This window comes from Blastopirellula retiformator (genome assembly GCF_007859755.1).
In the GTDB taxonomy this organism is placed as follows: Bacteria; Planctomycetota; Planctomycetia; order Pirellulales; family Pirellulaceae; genus Blastopirellula; species Blastopirellula retiformator.
In genome coordinates, this window is record NZ_SJPF01000003.1 from 872,180 (window position 1) to 887,165 (window position 14,986).

13 protein-coding genes are annotated in these 14,986 nt (G+C 59.3%); 9 read left to right on the top strand and 4 right to left on the bottom strand.

Features of this window, described 5'->3' with window-relative positions; all coding sequences use genetic code 11:
- Positions 1–83: 83 nt before the first annotated feature.
- From nuoH to Enr8_RS15420, 9 genes are all read left to right on the top strand, one after another.
- Positions 84–1,388, top strand: a complete 1,305-nt coding sequence (gene nuoH / locus Enr8_RS15380; RefSeq protein ID WP_146433054.1) for an NADH-quinone oxidoreductase subunit NuoH — start codon at positions 84–86, stop codon at positions 1,386–1,388.
- Positions 1,385–2,116 (top strand): NADH-quinone oxidoreductase subunit J family protein, encoded by a 732-nt coding sequence (locus Enr8_RS15385; protein ID WP_146433056.1) that lies wholly within the window; start codon positions 1,385–1,387, stop codon positions 2,114–2,116. The genes nuoH and Enr8_RS15385 overlap by 4 nt, the downstream gene beginning before the upstream one ends.
- The gene (gene nuoK, locus Enr8_RS15390) at positions 2,116–2,451 is read left to right on the top strand and encodes an NADH-quinone oxidoreductase subunit NuoK (RefSeq protein ID WP_146433059.1); all 336 of its coding nucleotides are present in this window, start codon (positions 2,116–2,118) and stop codon (positions 2,449–2,451) included. The genes Enr8_RS15385 and nuoK overlap by 1 nt, the downstream gene beginning before the upstream one ends.
- Complete coding sequence (locus Enr8_RS15395; protein ID WP_146433062.1) at positions 2,451–4,955, top strand: NADH-quinone oxidoreductase subunit 5 family protein; 2,505 nt, start codon at positions 2,451–2,453, stop codon at positions 4,953–4,955. Before nuoK ends, Enr8_RS15395 begins: the two co-directional genes overlap by 1 nt.
- Positions 4,956–5,009: 54 nt before the next feature.
- Positions 5,010–6,830: a complex I subunit 4 family protein gene (locus Enr8_RS15400; protein WP_246120096.1), complete on the top strand. Its 1,821-nt coding sequence runs from the start codon at positions 5,010–5,012 to the stop codon at positions 6,828–6,830.
- A gap of 18 nt (positions 6,831–6,848) precedes the next feature.
- Positions 6,849–8,588: an NADH-quinone oxidoreductase subunit N gene (locus Enr8_RS15405; RefSeq protein ID WP_146433064.1), complete on the top strand. Its 1,740-nt coding sequence runs from the start codon at positions 6,849–6,851 to the stop codon at positions 8,586–8,588.
- A gap of 19 nt (positions 8,589–8,607) precedes the next feature.
- Positions 8,608–9,042, top strand: coding sequence for a hypothetical protein (locus tag Enr8_RS15410; RefSeq protein WP_146433067.1), 435 nt, complete (start codon positions 8,608–8,610; stop codon positions 9,040–9,042).
- Positions 9,043–9,059: 17 nt separating this feature from the next.
- A complete protein-coding gene (locus Enr8_RS15415) occupies positions 9,060–9,845 on the top strand; it encodes a TatD family hydrolase (protein ID WP_146433069.1) in 786 nt (261 codons plus the stop codon).
- A 183-nt stretch (positions 9,846–10,028) separates the two neighbouring features.
- Entirely contained in the window at positions 10,029–10,625 is a 597-nt protein-coding gene (locus Enr8_RS15420) for a thioredoxin family protein (RefSeq protein ID WP_146433072.1), read from the top strand.
- A 14-nt stretch (positions 10,626–10,639) separates the two neighbouring features.
- Here the strand turns inward: Enr8_RS15420 and Enr8_RS15425 are convergent, their stop codons facing one another.
- From Enr8_RS15425 to Enr8_RS15440, 4 genes are all read right to left on the bottom strand, one after another.
- A complete protein-coding gene (locus tag Enr8_RS15425) occupies positions 10,640–11,776 on the bottom strand; it encodes a carboxylate-amine ligase (RefSeq protein ID WP_146433074.1) in 1,137 nt (378 codons plus the stop codon).
- A gap of 50 nt (positions 11,777–11,826) precedes the next feature.
- Positions 11,827–13,053, bottom strand: coding sequence for a M20 metallopeptidase family protein (locus Enr8_RS15430; protein WP_146433076.1), 1,227 nt, complete (start codon positions 13,051–13,053; stop codon positions 11,827–11,829).
- Between the two features lie 283 nt (positions 13,054–13,336).
- Positions 13,337–14,197, bottom strand: coding sequence for an MqnA/MqnD/SBP family protein (locus Enr8_RS15435; protein WP_146433078.1), 861 nt, complete (start codon positions 14,195–14,197; stop codon positions 13,337–13,339).
- A 175-nt stretch (positions 14,198–14,372) separates the two neighbouring features.
- Complete coding sequence (locus Enr8_RS15440; RefSeq protein WP_146433080.1) at positions 14,373–14,909, bottom strand: flagellar export chaperone FliS; 537 nt, start codon at positions 14,907–14,909, stop codon at positions 14,373–14,375.
- Positions 14,910–14,986: the final 77 nt, after the last annotated feature.

Consider the following 14,986-nt stretch of genomic DNA (forward strand, 5'->3'; position numbering starts at 1 on the left):
ACGAGCGGTATGATAACCGCTGCAAACGACTGCCCGCTTTCCTTCCCCAAACAGTACGCTCGAACCGACGGATCGCGATTCCCATGGCCGACTATTTTTCAACCTGGCTTCCAGAGGGTTGGGATTGGGTTGGCTGGCTCGTTGCGGCGGTGATTCAGGCGATCTTGCTGTTGCACGTGATCGCCGTCGGCGCGGTCGTCTTCATCTGGCTCGAGCGGAAGGTGGCCGGTCGTATTCAAGATCGACTCGGCCCGACCCGCACCGGCGGCAAGTTCGGCTGGCTGCAAACGTTGGCTGACGGGATCAAGTTGCTCGGCAAAGAAGACTTGATGCCAACCGACGCCGACTCGTTGCTGTTCAAGTTGGCGCCTTATATTTCGCTCACCGCCAGTTTTGCGGCGTTCATGGCGTTGCCGTTCGCCAGCGATTGGGTCGGCGTACGACTGAACATCGGGCTCTTTTTCATCTTGGCCGTGCTCGGACTGGAAGTGTTCGGCGTGATTCTGGCTGGCTATGGATCCGGATCGAAATGGTCGCTTTTTGGCGGGATGCGGCAAGCGGCTCAGGTCGTCAGCTACGAAGTGCCGCTGGGGATCTGTGTGGTGGTGCCGGTGATGATCGCCGGAACGATGGACCTGGTGACGATCGGCGATCAGCAGGCTGGCCTGTTTAGCAACTGGCTGTTCTTCCACGATCCCTTTTGCATGATCTTGTTTTGGGTTTATTTCACCTGTGGCATCGCCAGCGTGAATCGGGCCCCGTTCGACCTGGCCGAAGCGGAAAGCGAATTGGTCGCCGGCTTTTTGACCGAATACTCGGGCATTCGCTGGAGCTTGTTCTTCATGGCCGAATATGGCTCGATGTTCCTGGTCAGCGGGCTGGCCGCCATTTTGTTCTTTGGCGGTTGGAACGGACCGATCCCGATCTTCTTCTGGGTACCAGAAGGAAACTTCCCGCTCGAGACGCTCGCTAACTTGGTTGGCCTGGGCAACTTCATGCTGAAGGCCTCGATCGGCGTGTTGGTGATGATGTGGGTGCGGTGGACGCTTCCCCGCTTGCGGATCGACCAAGTCATTACGATGTGCCTGAAGTATTGCGTGCCGATCGCGGCGTTTTGTTTTGTCGGTTCGCTGATCTGGACCGCCGCGCATCTGCCTTTCCTGAATGACGTCTTGCCGATGCAGGCTCGCGCCGACGTTCGCGAAGGGTGGGTGCAAGATATCGATGACCGGATGCAGCGACTTGAGAAACGCCTGGCGACCGAAGCGTATGAGTTGAACTCGGCCGTCGAAGGGGGCCCGCAACAAGAGGCCCAGGTCTCAGATGATATAGATGCGGCGGATCGCGTCGCTGCGAAATCGACTCGCGCGCAGGAGGAGGCCCGATGACGAACCTTCCCTTGCTGCTGTCGGCCGCCATCAATTGGCATACGGTCTTTTTCTACCTGGTCTCGTTCGCCGCTTGCGGATTTGCTCTGGCGATGGTGGTCTCGAATAACGTCGTTCGGATGGCGTTCTTCCTGGTGATCAGCTTGGCGGCGACCAGTGGATTGATCTTCTTGACCGGCGCCCATTTTGTGGGCGCGATGCAGCTGATGATTTACGTCGGCGGAACGGTCGTGCTGTTGATCTTTGGCGTGATGCTGACCGCACAGCAGGCGTTCATCAGCATGAAAACAAAGGCGGGCGACTGGATCTTGGCGCTCATCGTCGGCGGTTCGCTACTGGCGCTACTGACGCAAATCGCCTTTAGCGTGCCGGCTTGGCGGACCAGCAACTACCAGGCTCAGTTGCAAGCCGAAGTAACCGCCGCCGAAGAAGAAATCATCGCGGCGATGGCGGCCGACAATCGGACCGAACTGACGCCGGAAGAGGAAGCGAGACTGCGCCCGCTATTGGCGAAGCTGAAATATGGCCAGCCTGGGTTAACCTCGCAGGTTGGCTTGGGATTGGTCGGCGTGCGGGCGGACCAGCCCGAGCTCGACTCGCCCGGTTACGCTGGCTACTTGCTGCCATTCGAAATCGTCTCGGTTCACTTGCTGGTCGTGCTGATCGGGGCCGCCTATCTGGCGCGGTCGAAGCGATCGGTCTCGCCCACTGGCGAAGGAGGACATTGATGGACTTTTTGACGGAGCCGGTGGGGCTTTCCCACTTCCTGGCGGTTGGCGCGTTCCTATTTGCGATCGGCGCCGTCTGTATGGCGACGAAACGGAATACGCTGGGCGTGCTGATGGGCGTTGAGCTGATCCTCAATGGCGCCAACGTCAACTTCGTGGCGTTCGCTAGTCCGTACTTCCGTGAGGAGAATCTGGGTCTGGAAGGAAGTCTGCTGGCGCTGTTCGTCATCGTGTTGGCGGCGGCTGAAGCGGCGGTCGCATTGGCGATCGCGCTGAACTATTACAACAACCATTCCACCATCGACGTCGACAAGGCGAACGAGTTGAAGGGCTGATGCTGACTCCTGAAGACAGTCTGCCGATTCTGCTCGGACTAGCGGTCTTGTTTCCGCTAGTTTCGTTCGTCGTGATTTTCTTGTTCGGCAAGCGGCTCGATCAACTCGGCTCGTACATCGCGACCGGCGCGATCGCGGCGGCGGCGATGTGTTCGCTGACGGCAGGCGCTATCTGGGTGACCAGTCACGCTCCGCCATCGGCGCATCATGCCGCTCATGAAGAGTCTCAAGCCGTCGTTTCCCCAGGGGCGGCGCAGCTTGTAGCGATGCACGACGGCGACCACGGACATGCTCACCCGCATGACGACGACGGGGTCGATCCGCACTTCATTCCGCCGGTCTACACGGGGCATTGGTATTCGCTGGGGCGCTTCTACGGTGCTGAAGTCGCGATCAATTATTACATCGACGCTCTGACGATCGTGATGTTTTGCGTCGTGACCTTCATCGCGACTTGCATTCATTTCTACGCGGCCGGCTACATGCACGAAGAACTGCATGAGGTGACCGATCACGAGGTAACGCTTTCCGATGGCGATCATTTGAAACGCCCGGGCCGCTATCCCCGGTTCTTCCAGTATCTGTCCCTCTTTTGCTTCAGCATGTTGGGGCTGGTCATCTCGGGCAATATCGCGATGACCTTCGTCTTCTGGGAGTTGGTCGGGGCCTGCAGCTATTTTCTGATTGGCTTTTACGTCGAACGACACTCTGCATCGACCGCGGCAAACAAAGCGTTCATCGTCAATCGCGTCGGCGACTTCGGCATGCTGATCGGCCTGATGGCGATCTGGGCGAGCCTAGCGACTTTCAACTTTGGCGACGTCGATCGAAACGAAAACGGCACGCTCGAGCCGAACGAATATGGTTTGTTCTCGCTATTGCGGCCTGCCGGGGAAGATGGTCTGCACGGGTTAGTGGTGCCGGACGGAATGGTGCTGCAGGGGGCGAAGGGGAAAGTCGAAGAGTTGATCGCGACGGCCCAGCCGGGGACGACAACCGACCAACTGCAGAGCGATATCCTTTCGCAAGTCCCATTGTGGCGGGACGGCAAAGCGGAAGGGGATGCGACGCGTTACGGCTATTGGTTGTTGGTGGTCGCCGGAATTGGCATTTTTTGCGGATGTATTGGAAAGAGCGCCCAGTTCCCGCTGCATGTCTGGTTGCCCGATGCGATGGAAGGCCCGACTCCTGTCTCGGCGCTGGTCCACTCGGCGACGATGGTTGCGGCCGGCGTCTTTTTGGTCGCCCGGTTTTATCCGGTCTTCGCGCCCGAGGTGTTGCTGATGATCGCGGTGATTGGCTGTGTGACGCTGCTCATTGGCGGCTCGATTGCGATCGTTGCGACCGACATCAAGCGGGTGCTGGCCTATTCGACCGTCAGCCAACTCGGCTACATGATGCTCGCGCTGGGCCTGGGTGGTTGGGCAGCTGGGGTGATGCACCTGGTGACGCATGCGTTCTTTAAGAGCTTGCTCTTTATGTGCTCCGGCTCAGTCATTCACGCCGTCCATACCAACGAGATGACGGCGATGGGCGGCCTGCGAAAGAAAATGCCGTACACCGCCTACACGATGCTGATCGGTTGTCTGGCGATCGCTGGCGTCGGCGTGCCGTCGGCGCTGGGGATTCCGTTCGGCTTCTCCGGCTACTACTCCAAAGACCTGATGCTGGAGCAGGCGTACTTGTTCCGCTCGGCCAATCCGCTGTGGGGTTCGGTCTTCTTTTATGCGGCGACCGGCGGCGCGGCGGTGACCGCGTTTTACATGTTCCGGATGTGGTACCTGACCTTTGCCGGAGAGCCGCGTGACGAACATCGCTACGACCATGCCCACGAATCGCCCAAGGTGATGTATGTGCCGCTGATCGTATTATCGGTCATGGCGGTCGCGGTCGCGTGGCCCATCTTCGGCAACTATGGACTAGCGAACCTGATCGAACAAGCACGCCCGGTCGGGCTTTGGTCGGATATGGCGAGTCTGGACGGCGGTTACGTCTGGCTGCATGAGTCGAAGAGTCACGCTGAGGAGATCCGCACGCCGGTCGGCCTGATGGCGTTTGGCGCCGCGATGACGGGCATCTTTTTGGCGACGCTGATGTATTTGTGGAAGTCGCTTGATCCGGTCGACGCCCGCAAGGCGTTCGCCCCGATTTACAAGTTTTTGGTACACAAGTGGTGGTTTGACGAAGCGTACGAGCTGCTGTTTGTGCGACCGGCGAAAGGAATCGCGGCTTGCGCCGCCTGGTTTGATACGCAGTGCATTGACCGTTTCCTGAATGGTCTCGCTTGGTCGGTGCGGCAACTGGCCCGCGTCGGCGAGTATTGGGTCGATCGCCAAGCGGTCGATGGCGCCGTCAATTGGCTCGCGGCCAAGACGTACGCCACCGGTAGTTCGCTCCGCGGCCTGCAGACTGGCAGCTTGCGGCAGTACGTGATGTTTATCGTGGTCGGCACGCTGGCGTTGTTTGTGCTGATGAGTTTTTGGTCATACGGTTTCGCTCGCTAATCGTTTACGTAAGGCAGCCTGGTCCGAGGTTTTATCGCCGCGGGAACTGGAATTATGGATCTCGTCACTTTCTCGATGTCGGCGCTGATATTCTTTCCGTTGGCCGCCGCTGCGCTGATTGCGTTTATTCCCGGCGATCGGAAGAACGTGATCCGTTACGCGACCCTCTTGGCGACGATGGTGCTGTTGGGCGGCGTGCTGTTGGGGATGACGTTCGGCGGTAACGAGACGATCGCGTTCGACATCCAGCAAGCCGGCATGCAGAACGTCGTCAGCCTCCCCTGGATTCCGACGTTCAACATTGACTACTTCCTCGGCTTCGACGGCATCAGCTTTCCGCTGGTGGTGCTGACCGCGCTGATCAGCGCGCTTGCCATGGGCGCCAGTTGGACGATCGACAAACATGTTAAAGGCTACTGCGTCCTCTACCTGGTGCTGCTGGGCGGAATGATGGGCGTCTTTATCTCGCTCGACTTCTTCCTGTTCTATATCTTCTGGGAAGTGATGCTGCTGCCGATGTACTTCTTGATTGGCGTCTGGGGCGGCCCACGCAAAGAATACGCGGCGATCAAGTTCTTTCTCTACACGCTCTTCGGCAGCGTGCTGATGCTGGTCGCCATTTTGATGATCTTCTTCAATAGCGATCTCCGGCAACTCACGCCGCAGCAATTGGTCGACAGCCGCGTTCGCTTGGCCGGAGTCGAGCAGATCGGCTCGCCGGTAGAGCATTTGGCCGCCGCGACCAAGTATCAGGAACTGATCGCCGCCCAAGAAACGCCCGTCCATACGTTCAACATCCTCGCCCTTCAGCAAATGGGGCAGCATACCGAACTGTTCGATCGAGAGGCCTTCTTTGGTCAGTCGCTGCAGTGGTGGGCGTTCGTGCTGCTGTTTATCGGCTTTGCGATCAAATTGCCGTCGGCGCCATTCCATACCTGGTTGCCGGATGCGCATGTCGAAGCCCCGACGCCGATCTCCATGATTCTGGCCGGCGTGCTGCTGAAGATGGGGGGCTACGGGATCATTCGGATTTGCTATCCGATCTGTCCTGACGCCGGCTATGACCTGGCTTGGGTTGTTTGCTCAATCGGCGTGCTGAGCATGATCTACGGCGCCTTTGCGGCGCTCGCGCAGTCCGACTTCAAGCGGATGGTCGCTTACAGTTCGGTCAGTCACATGGGCTATGTGGTGCTGGGGCTGGGCGTGTGGAGCGCGACGGTCGTTGGCGATCCGGTCTCGTGGAACATGGGCGTCAAAGGCGCCTTGTTCCAGATGATTGGGCATGGCATCAGCTCGGCCGGCATGTTCTTTATGGTGGGCGTCATTTATGACCGCGTCCATCATCGCGACCTCAACCAATTCGGCGGGCTCTTCGGCAAGATGCCGGTTTACACGTCGATGGCGATCATCCTCTTCTTCGCCGGGCTCGGGTTGCCGGGGCTGTGCGGTTTTATCGGCGAGGCGTTCGTCGTCCTTTCGGTTTGGAAGTTCAGCGCGTTGCTCGCCGTCGCCGGCGCCTTTGTTGTGATCTTGACCGCCGGCTATATCCTGTGGGCTGTGCAGCGGGTCTACCTGGGACCAGAGTACAAGGGGAAGCACGAAGAAGCGCTCACCGAGATCAATCTTCGCGAGATGGCGATTGCTGTGCCGCTCTGTGTGCTTGCCATCTTGTTTGGCGTGCTGCCAAACACCGTGTTCCGCTACATGGACGCCACGGTCGACGCCCAAGTGCAAGACCTCGCCACGTGGACCAAAGAGACGAAGATCCCGCGGCTGCAACAAGAGCGAGCCGAACAAGAGAAGACCGCTGCGGCTGTAGCGCCCAGATTGGACCAACAAGCGGCCGACGTCGTCGCTGCCAAGGGCGAGATTTAAGGACAAGGCCGAGCCTGCATGTTTTATCAACTGATCGAGCAACTCCGAATCGACACGCTCCAGCAGAGCTTGCCTCTGATTGGCGCCGAGTTGACGTTGACGTTCGCGATCTTGCTGATTTTGCTCTGCCGCATGTTGCCGGTCTTGGAAAAGATCGACGCGGTCTGGCTGGCGATCGTCGGCGTGGTCGCGGCGTTGATCGCGCTCCGTCCGTTTCAACCTTGGGCGGTAAATGCTGAGGGGGCGACAACTCCAGTCGCGATGGGGGATCTTCAGCCGACGGAACTTTTTACCGGCATGCTGACGCATGATGGGTTTGCGATCGCGATTAAAACGCTGTTGCTCTTCTTCTTGCTCCTCTTCTTTGTGCTGACGAAAGTCACTCGCCTGGCGGCGAAGTACGACAGCACCGACTTTGTCGTACTGGCGCTAGGTTCAACTCTCGGCATGTTCATGATGGTCGCCTCGAACCACATGATCATGGTCTTCATGGGGGTCGAAATGGCGAGCGTCCCGTCGTACGTCATGGTCGCGCTGCAGCGGCGCAACCGAAAAGCGTCGGAGGCGGCGCTCAAGTATGCCGTCTACGGCGCCGGAGCCGCAGGCGTCATGCTGTACGGGATCAGCCTGTTGTGCGGCGTGCTAAACTCGGCCCATCTGCCGACGATGGCGACGCGGCTCAGCGAAGTGCTCGCCGCCGATTCCGGCAGTTCCGAGATCTTGGTGCTGGCGCTCGGCGGTTTGATGCTAGGCGTTGGTTTGTCGTTCAAGTTATCGGCGTTCCCGTTCCACTTCTGGTGTCCCGACGTGTTTGAAGGGGCGACTTCGGAGGTGAATGCATTTCTGTCGGTCGCCTCGAAAGCGGCGGCCCTGGCGCTGCTGGTGCGGGTAGCGATTGGCTTCACCACTTTGCCTGCCCAGCCCGAGCAAGTCGCCAGGCAAGACAAGCCGGCAGTGGAGCAGGTTGTGACCGATCCGTCGGAAGTGCAACTGGTCAATTTTGTCGACGCCAAGCAAGCCGACGATGCCAAGCCAACGGAAACGCTGGCGCCGGCTCGCAAGTTTGTCTGCTTGCTAGTCGCGGTGATCGCGGTGGCGACCTGCACGTTTGGCAATCTGGCCGCGTACGCGCAGACGAACATCAAGCGGCTGCTCGCTTATTCGACGATTGCCCATGCCGGGTACATGATGATGGCGGTTCCGGCGGCGATCGCGGTTGCGGAAGTGAGTCAGGACTCCGCCCGCCAGGCGATCGCCTATCTGGCGCTCTATGCGGTGATCTATCTGTTCATGAACCTCGGCGCCTTTGCGGCGGTCGCGTTCGTCCGCGAGGCGGTCGGTAGCGACGAGATCAAAGACTACGCCGGGATGTTGCGGCGCAGCCCGACGCTGGCGATCTGCTTGACGTTGATCTTGGTCAGCTTGATCGGCTTGCCGCCGCTGGCGGGGTTCATCGGCAAATTCGCCATCTTTGCGGCGATCGCCCAGGCTTGGAACCAGACGTCGTATCCCTTTCTGATGCTGCTGCTGGTCGCTGGCGGTTTGAACACGGCGATCAGTTTGTTTTACTACCTGCGAATCGCCAAGGTGATGACGATCGATGGCGAGTCGGACGAGACCGCGCCGATGCAAAAGCCGATCGGCATGATCCAAAACGGCTACTTGGCGCTAGTGACCGCTCCGCTGGTGTTGCTCATGTTCAATTGGGACTTCCTCAACGCGTGGCTGCTCGAGGCCGTGTCGCACATTTTGACCTAACCGCGGAAATCGTCGTCGCATGTTTTCTTCGTCTACCGCACAGCTGTTGAATCAACTCGCAGCGCTGCATCGACACTCGCTCCCTGCCTATCTCCGCTTTACGCGGCCGTGGGTCGGGTATGAAGATGAAGAGGCGGTGGATGTGCTCCGGCAACTGGCGAGCGATCACAAGTACCTGGTCGACAAGATCGTGGCCCAGTTAGAGCCGTTAGGATTGGACCTGCCGCTGGGCCAATTTCCGATGGAGTTCACCAGCCTGCATGATCTGTCGGTCGAATATTTGGTGAAGCGCACGCAGCAGTTTCAGCAAGGGTTTGTCGAGCGGCTTGATGATCTGGCCGCGGTCATGCCCAACGAGCCGCCGGCCCGCGAACTGGCCGAAGAAGCGCTTGGCATGGCGAAGGGACATCTAAAGAACCTGGAAGAGGCGGCCGCCGATTTGGCCGCCTCGTAATGAAGAGTGGATTGCCGATGAGTTTGTTCGATACGCATGCGCATCTGTTTGACGAAGCGCTGCTGACGCAGATAGACGATGTTGTCGCCCGGGCGAAAGAAGCCGGGGTCGAAAGAATGCTGGTCGTCGGCACGACTGCCGACGATAGTCAACAAGCGATCGAACTCGCTGAGCGTTTCCCGGAGATTTGCGCCACCGTCGGCATCCAGCCCAACAACTGCGCTGAAGTGCAGCCTGGCGATTGGGAGCGGATCGTCGCGATGCTGGATCATCCCCGGGTTGTCGCGTTGGGGGAGACGGGGCTCGATCGCTATTGGGACTACGCTCCGTTCGACTTGCAGCAAGATTATTTCGATCGGCATTTGCGGCTGTCGCAAGAGCGCGACTTTCCGTTCATCGTCCACATGCGGGATTGCGGCGACGACATTGTGACGATGTTGCAAGAGGCGGCCAAGCGAGCGCCGCTGCGAGGCGTCATGCACTCGTTTACCGGCGAACCGGCGCTGCTGCAGCAATGTCTAGAGCTGGACATGTACATCAGCTTCGCCGGGATGGTCACCTTCAAAAAGAGCGGCGACCTGCGGGAAGTGGCGGCGATGGTACCGAAAGATCGGATCTTGATCGAAACCGATTCGCCTTATCTCAGTCCAGAACCGGTCCGGGGTAAACGCCCCAACGAGCCGGCGTATGTCGCGCATACGGCCGCCTGCGTCGCCGCCGCGCGAGGCGAATCGCTCGACGAGTTTGTGAAACTGGCCACAGAAAACGCGTATCGGCTGTTCCATCGCGTCGGCAAGGCGTAGCAGTCCGTTGATTTTCTCGAAGAGCTGCGCTCTGAGCCTGGCGAGGTTGGAAAATGCCACGATGGCATTTTTCAACAGGCAGGTAGTCGTCGGCGTGGGTGGTTGGTTTCCGGCGTGCGCCGATTGCGCTACAATAGCGCAAACGTCGCCAGTCACAAGATACCGCAGAGGAGAGACTGACCCATGGTCAAAACCGAGAGCACCATGTTGCCGCTTGGCACGCCAGCCCCCGATTTTTCGCTCGTCAACGTCGACGGAAAGACCGTCTCGCTTGGCGATTTTGCCGGCGCTCCTGCGCTGGTTGTCATTTTCATGTGCAACCATTGCCCCTTCGTCAAGCACCTGGCCGATGACCTGGCCACGTTTGGTCGCGAGTACCAGGCCAAAGGCGCCGCTGTCGTCGCGATCAGCCCGAACGATGTCGCCAACTATCCGGCCGACTCGCCAGAGAAGATGGTCGCCGAAGCGGAAGAGCGTGGTTACGCGTTCCCCTATCTCTATGATGAAACGCAAGCCGTCGCCAAGGCGTACAAAGCGGCCTGCACGCCCGACTTCTACGTTTTCGACAAAGATCAGAAGCTCGCCTATCGTGGGCAGTTTGACGCCAGTCGTCCTGGCGGCGACATCGCCGTGACCGGCGAAGATCTCCGCAAAGCGGTCGATACCGTGTTGGCCGGCGAACAGCCAAGCGACGATCAAACGCCCAGCCTCGGCTGCAACATCAAATGGATTCCTGGCGCCGAGCCCGAGTATTTCAAGCCGCAGGGCATCAACCAGTAAGGCCTGTAGGGGGGCTATTCAGCGGCTGCTGACGTTTCGACGCGGGATTGTTCGGTCATTCGCCGCACGATTTCGGTCGGATCGCCGGTTTCCTGAAAAATCAATCGTTGCCGATCGGCCCACGTGGGTCGGTCGGCAATTTCTTGCGCACGTCGCAAGTAATCTTCGCAGCCTAGTTCTATCGCCGACGGCATAAGCCGCTCGATGAGCCGCGCCACGATTTGGCTGACCGACTCCACTTCGTAAGTGTACGAGTTGACCAGTTGTGCGTTCGAGCCGAAGCGGCAGGCCCGCCATTTGTTTTGGCGGACCATCATGGGGTGGCAATCGTGTTGGTAGGCGCCATGGTCAATCTCGTCCGAGAGATGTTTGACCAGGCACTGGATCACCGCCGAGATCGTCATCGCGTCGTCCAGGTTGCCCGGCATGTCGCAGACGCGGACTTCAACCGTGCCGAAGTTATGATGCGGGCGAACGTCCCACCAGATTTCGCGAATCGTATTGATGAATCCAGTGTCGACCATGTGGTTGACCAGCCAGACGTACTCGCTCCAGTTGCGCATCAAAGGAGGCAGGCCCGCGGTCGGCAAACCTTCCATGATCTTGCTGCGATGCGAAGCGAGGCCGGTATCGTGGTTTTCCCAAAAGGGACTGCTGGTCGACAGGGCGAGCAGCACCGGCAAGTACTGCATGATGCGATCGCAGATCATCACCGCCTTATCGCCCGATTCGACGCCAACATGCACATGCAGCCCATTGGTAACCAGGCGGCGGGCCATCTCTTGTAGCAATTCGACCAGGTTCAGGTAGCGCTCGGTCTGCGTTACCTGTTGTTCGGACCAGTGCGAGAACGGATGCGTCGATCCCCACCAGAGTCGGAGACCGTGTTGGTCAGTCAGCGCCTGAACCGCGGCCAGGTTGCGGCGGAGATCCCCTTCGGCCTGATCGATGGTCAGGCAGATCTCGGTGTTGATTTCCAAGCAGCACTGCATCAGCTCCGGTTTGATCCGCGAGGCAACTTCCGGCGGGGCGACTTCGATCAACCGTTGGACCGAGTTCGCCAAAGCCATCGTCTGGTTGTCGACGATGCCCAGTTCCAATTCGATGCCGACGGTAAACGCCTCGTTGGACGTGAAAACTAGCTTGCTCATGGCGGGGCGATTCCTCAAGCGGGCAGCGAAGGAAGGGGCGGCGGATGCGATCAGCGATGCGGTTCGTGGGGTTCGAACGCATGAATGACGGTACTGGCCAACGTCCGTGCGCCGATCGCCAGGACCGCTTCGTCGATATCAAACAGGGGGCTGTGTAGTAGCGGCGCGACGTCGAGCGATGGAGAACGACAGCCAAGTCGCGCCATCGCGCCAGGCACATGTTCGAGATAGAATGCAAAATCTTCGCCTCCCATGCTGGCTCGAGGAATCTCATATATCGCCTCGTGACCGAATGACTCGACGATCGCCGTTTTCAAGTGCGAGATCGGCTTGGCCTCGTTGATGACGGCGCCAGTGCCGACGTCAAAATGAATGGCGATCGAGGTGTCGGTCGCTCGCTCAACCCCTTCGATGACGCGGTGCATGTGGTCGATGGTCCGTTGCCGGACGTCGCGATCGAGCGTGCGCAGCGTGCCGAGCAGTTCAACTTGTTCGGGAATGACGTTCAGGTTTTCACCACCGTAAATTCGCCCAAAGGAGAGGACGACGGCGTCCTGGCTGTCGGTCACGCGGGGGATCGACAGGTACAACGCGTTGATCAACTGGGCGGCCGCCGCGATCGGATCGCGCGACTCATGCGGTCGGGCGCCGTGGCCGCCTAGGCCATGGATCAAGATCCTTACCGCATCGCAACTGGCGGTCAGCGCTCCGACCCGTAAGCCGATTCGCCCGGTCGGCAACATCGGATCGACGTGGGTCGCGTAGATCTCACGCACTTCTTTCAAGGCGCCGACCGAAATCATTTCCGACGCGCCGACGCAGGTTTCTTCCGCCGGTTGGAAAATCGTTCGCAAACGCACCGGCCAGGGGAGGGCGCCCATGCGATCGAGTTCGACGATCAGGGCCGTCGCCCATAGCGCCATCGTCGCGTGCGCGTCATGCCCGCAGGCATGCATCAGGCCGGGGCATTGGCTGCGGTAAGGAATGTCTTTTTGATCCTGGATTCGCAGACCGTCGATATCGCCGCGAACGGCGATCGCCTCTGGCAGCGCCTCGGCGTGCGGCGTATGCCATTCGGCCAGCACGCCGCGCCCCTCGGGCCCCATGCGCAGATCAATCCCTAGCGAGTTCAACTCCTGGTAAATCGCCAGGCTGGTGTGATACTCGTGACCAGAGGGCTCGGGGTTTTGATGCAGCCGTCGGCGGAAGTCGATCCACTTCGGCTCTTGGGCCGCGATCAACGCCGCGAGTTCGGATTGCCAGGTTCGTTCGATCATGTCTAAAGAGTACGCGACAGGTCAGGAAAAGTTAATCTATCCTGATTTACGGTAGCATTTTGGGGGCGTTTTGGTCCGCTGTAATCGCGACAAACCAGGCAAAAAAAAAGGCTCCCGAAGGAGCCTTTTTACCGTTTCAGCGGATTGTTGGGAACAGATCGCCCCAGCGTGAATTGCCGCCTAGAGCGTTTTTCTGATAGCGGTAGCGTTTCTGGCGTTAGTGAGGCAAGCTGGTCAAGGCGGCCGCAACCAGCCAGAACGATACAGATGGAGGAAAACCGCTCTAGACGAACTCAGGTTCGATCAGCGTCGGGATAACGCCTGCTTCGTAACCCTTGCGAAGGAACAGGCGGACCGACTCGCGGCCTTTTTCGCCAAAGTCGACCGTCCAGTCGTTGACGTACATTCCGACGAACTTGTCGGCCAGTTGGTTGTCTAGCCCGCGACCGAACTGCAGCGCGTAGTCGAGCGCTTCCTGGCGATGATCGAGCCCGAAGACGATGCTTTCTTTCAGCAGACGGGTCACTTCGCGAATGTTCTCTTCGCCGAGATCCTTGCGAATGCCATTGGCGCCCAGCGGCAGCGGCAAGCCGTCGGTCAGGTCGTGCCACCAAACGCCGAGATCGACGATCAGCTGCAGTTGCTCACGACCGAAGGTCAGCTGCCCTTCGTGAATGATCAGGCCGGCGTCGAGCTTTTGCCCTTCGTACTCGCCGGCGGCGACCGATTCGATGATCTGGTCAAACGGCACGACGACATGCTTGAAGTCGGCGTCCAGACAGAGACGCAGAGCCAAAAAGGCGGAGGTCAGCGTCCCTGGCACGGCGATCGTCTTCGACTTCAGGTCTTCCAGCGAGCAGGCCTCTTTGGCGACGACCATGGGGCCGTAGTTGTCCCCCATGCTGGCGCCGCACGAGCAGATCGCGTACTTGTCATACAGATGCGCGTAGGCGTGAATGCTGATCGCGGTCAGCTCCAGCTCACCCTCAAAAGCGCGACGGTTGAGAGTCTCGATGTCGACCAGTTCGTGCTCGAAACGGTATTCGCCGGTGTCGATCTTATCCGCGGCGAGCGCATAGAACATGAAGGCGTCATCGGGATCAGGACTATGGCCGACGCGAATCAGTTGAGTCGAGGTGGACAAGGGAAAACCTCCGGGTCAAATCGCTAAGTGCAGGGCAATCTCTCAATCGTCGCCGATCTGCCCGACCTACGCAACCGGGGCACAGGGGGAAGATAGGCGACCTTATCGAGACAACCGCAGGTTGCGAGCAGGCGCAACCTGTTTTGGCGATTTCGAGCCGGGAGATTCCCCAGAATTAGGCGTCCAGCGAGAAGCCGGAACCATGTCCCGAGGCGTAGTCGCCGGCGGGCGGGGAGTGCGGGCCCCAGCTCGTTCCACCCTGGTGACCACTTTCGGGCAGCGGTTGCGAGTTGGAGACGGTGATCTCCTTCACCTCTTCACGAGGCATTTCGGGCGCCTCGGGCATCGCTTCACACAACTGGCTCCAGGTATCCCGTTCTTCTTCCAATACCGGAATCAGCGACAGGATCTTTTCGTACTGATTCGAGATCTGGATGTCCGACAGTTCGCGAAACAGATAGAGATAGACGCCGGCGACCTGGCCTGCTAGCGGCGTAATCTGCGGGCGGATGTTGATCAGAATCTCGGTGATGATTCCGCGGCAACGCAGCAGCGCTTCCCAAGCGGCCTCGTCCTGCCCCTCGTCCTTCAGGTGCTTGGCCTGTTGAGCGAAGCGAATGGCGCCGCCGATCAGCATCAATTGAAGCTTTTGCGGGGTCGCCGTCAGGACTTCCGTTTCGAGATAGGAGTTGGTTGCGCCGTATTCGAACATGAACTCTGCCGGGTTAGATATCAAGAAGTTGGGGTTACTGGGCGTTGCTTTATCTATCGGACGCTGGCGGGCCCGGC

Excerpts from the sequence above, each read along its gene's own strand:
- nuoH (WP_146433054.1), top strand. The coding sequence starts at position 84 with ATGGCCGACTATTTTTCAACCTGGCTTCCAGAGGGTTGGGATTGGGTT.
- Enr8_RS15385 (WP_146433056.1), top strand. The coding sequence starts at position 1,385 with ATGACGAACCTTCCCTTGCTGCTGTCGGCCGCCATCAATTGGCATACG.
- nuoK (WP_146433059.1), top strand. The coding sequence starts at position 2,116 with ATGGACTTTTTGACGGAGCCGGTGGGGCTTTCCCACTTCCTGGCGGTT.
- Enr8_RS15395 (WP_146433062.1), top strand. The coding sequence starts at position 2,451 with ATGCTGACTCCTGAAGACAGTCTGCCGATTCTGCTCGGACTAGCGGTC.
- Enr8_RS15400 (WP_246120096.1), top strand. The coding sequence starts at position 5,010 with ATGGATCTCGTCACTTTCTCGATGTCGGCGCTGATATTCTTTCCGTTG.
- Enr8_RS15405 (WP_146433064.1), top strand. The coding sequence starts at position 6,849 with ATGTTTTATCAACTGATCGAGCAACTCCGAATCGACACGCTCCAGCAG.
- Enr8_RS15410 (WP_146433067.1), top strand. The coding sequence starts at position 8,608 with ATGTTTTCTTCGTCTACCGCACAGCTGTTGAATCAACTCGCAGCGCTG.
- Enr8_RS15415 (WP_146433069.1), top strand. The coding sequence starts at position 9,060 with ATGAGTTTGTTCGATACGCATGCGCATCTGTTTGACGAAGCGCTGCTG.
- Enr8_RS15420 (WP_146433072.1), top strand. The coding sequence starts at position 10,029 with ATGGTCAAAACCGAGAGCACCATGTTGCCGCTTGGCACGCCAGCCCCC.
- Enr8_RS15425 (WP_146433074.1), bottom strand. The coding sequence starts at position 11,776 with ATGAGCAAGCTAGTTTTCACGTCCAACGAGGCGTTTACCGTCGGCATC.
- Enr8_RS15430 (WP_146433076.1), bottom strand. The coding sequence starts at position 13,053 with ATGATCGAACGAACCTGGCAATCCGAACTCGCGGCGTTGATCGCGGCC.
- Enr8_RS15440 (WP_146433080.1), bottom strand. The coding sequence starts at position 14,909 with ATGTTCGAATACGGCGCAACCAACTCCTATCTCGAAACGGAAGTCCTG.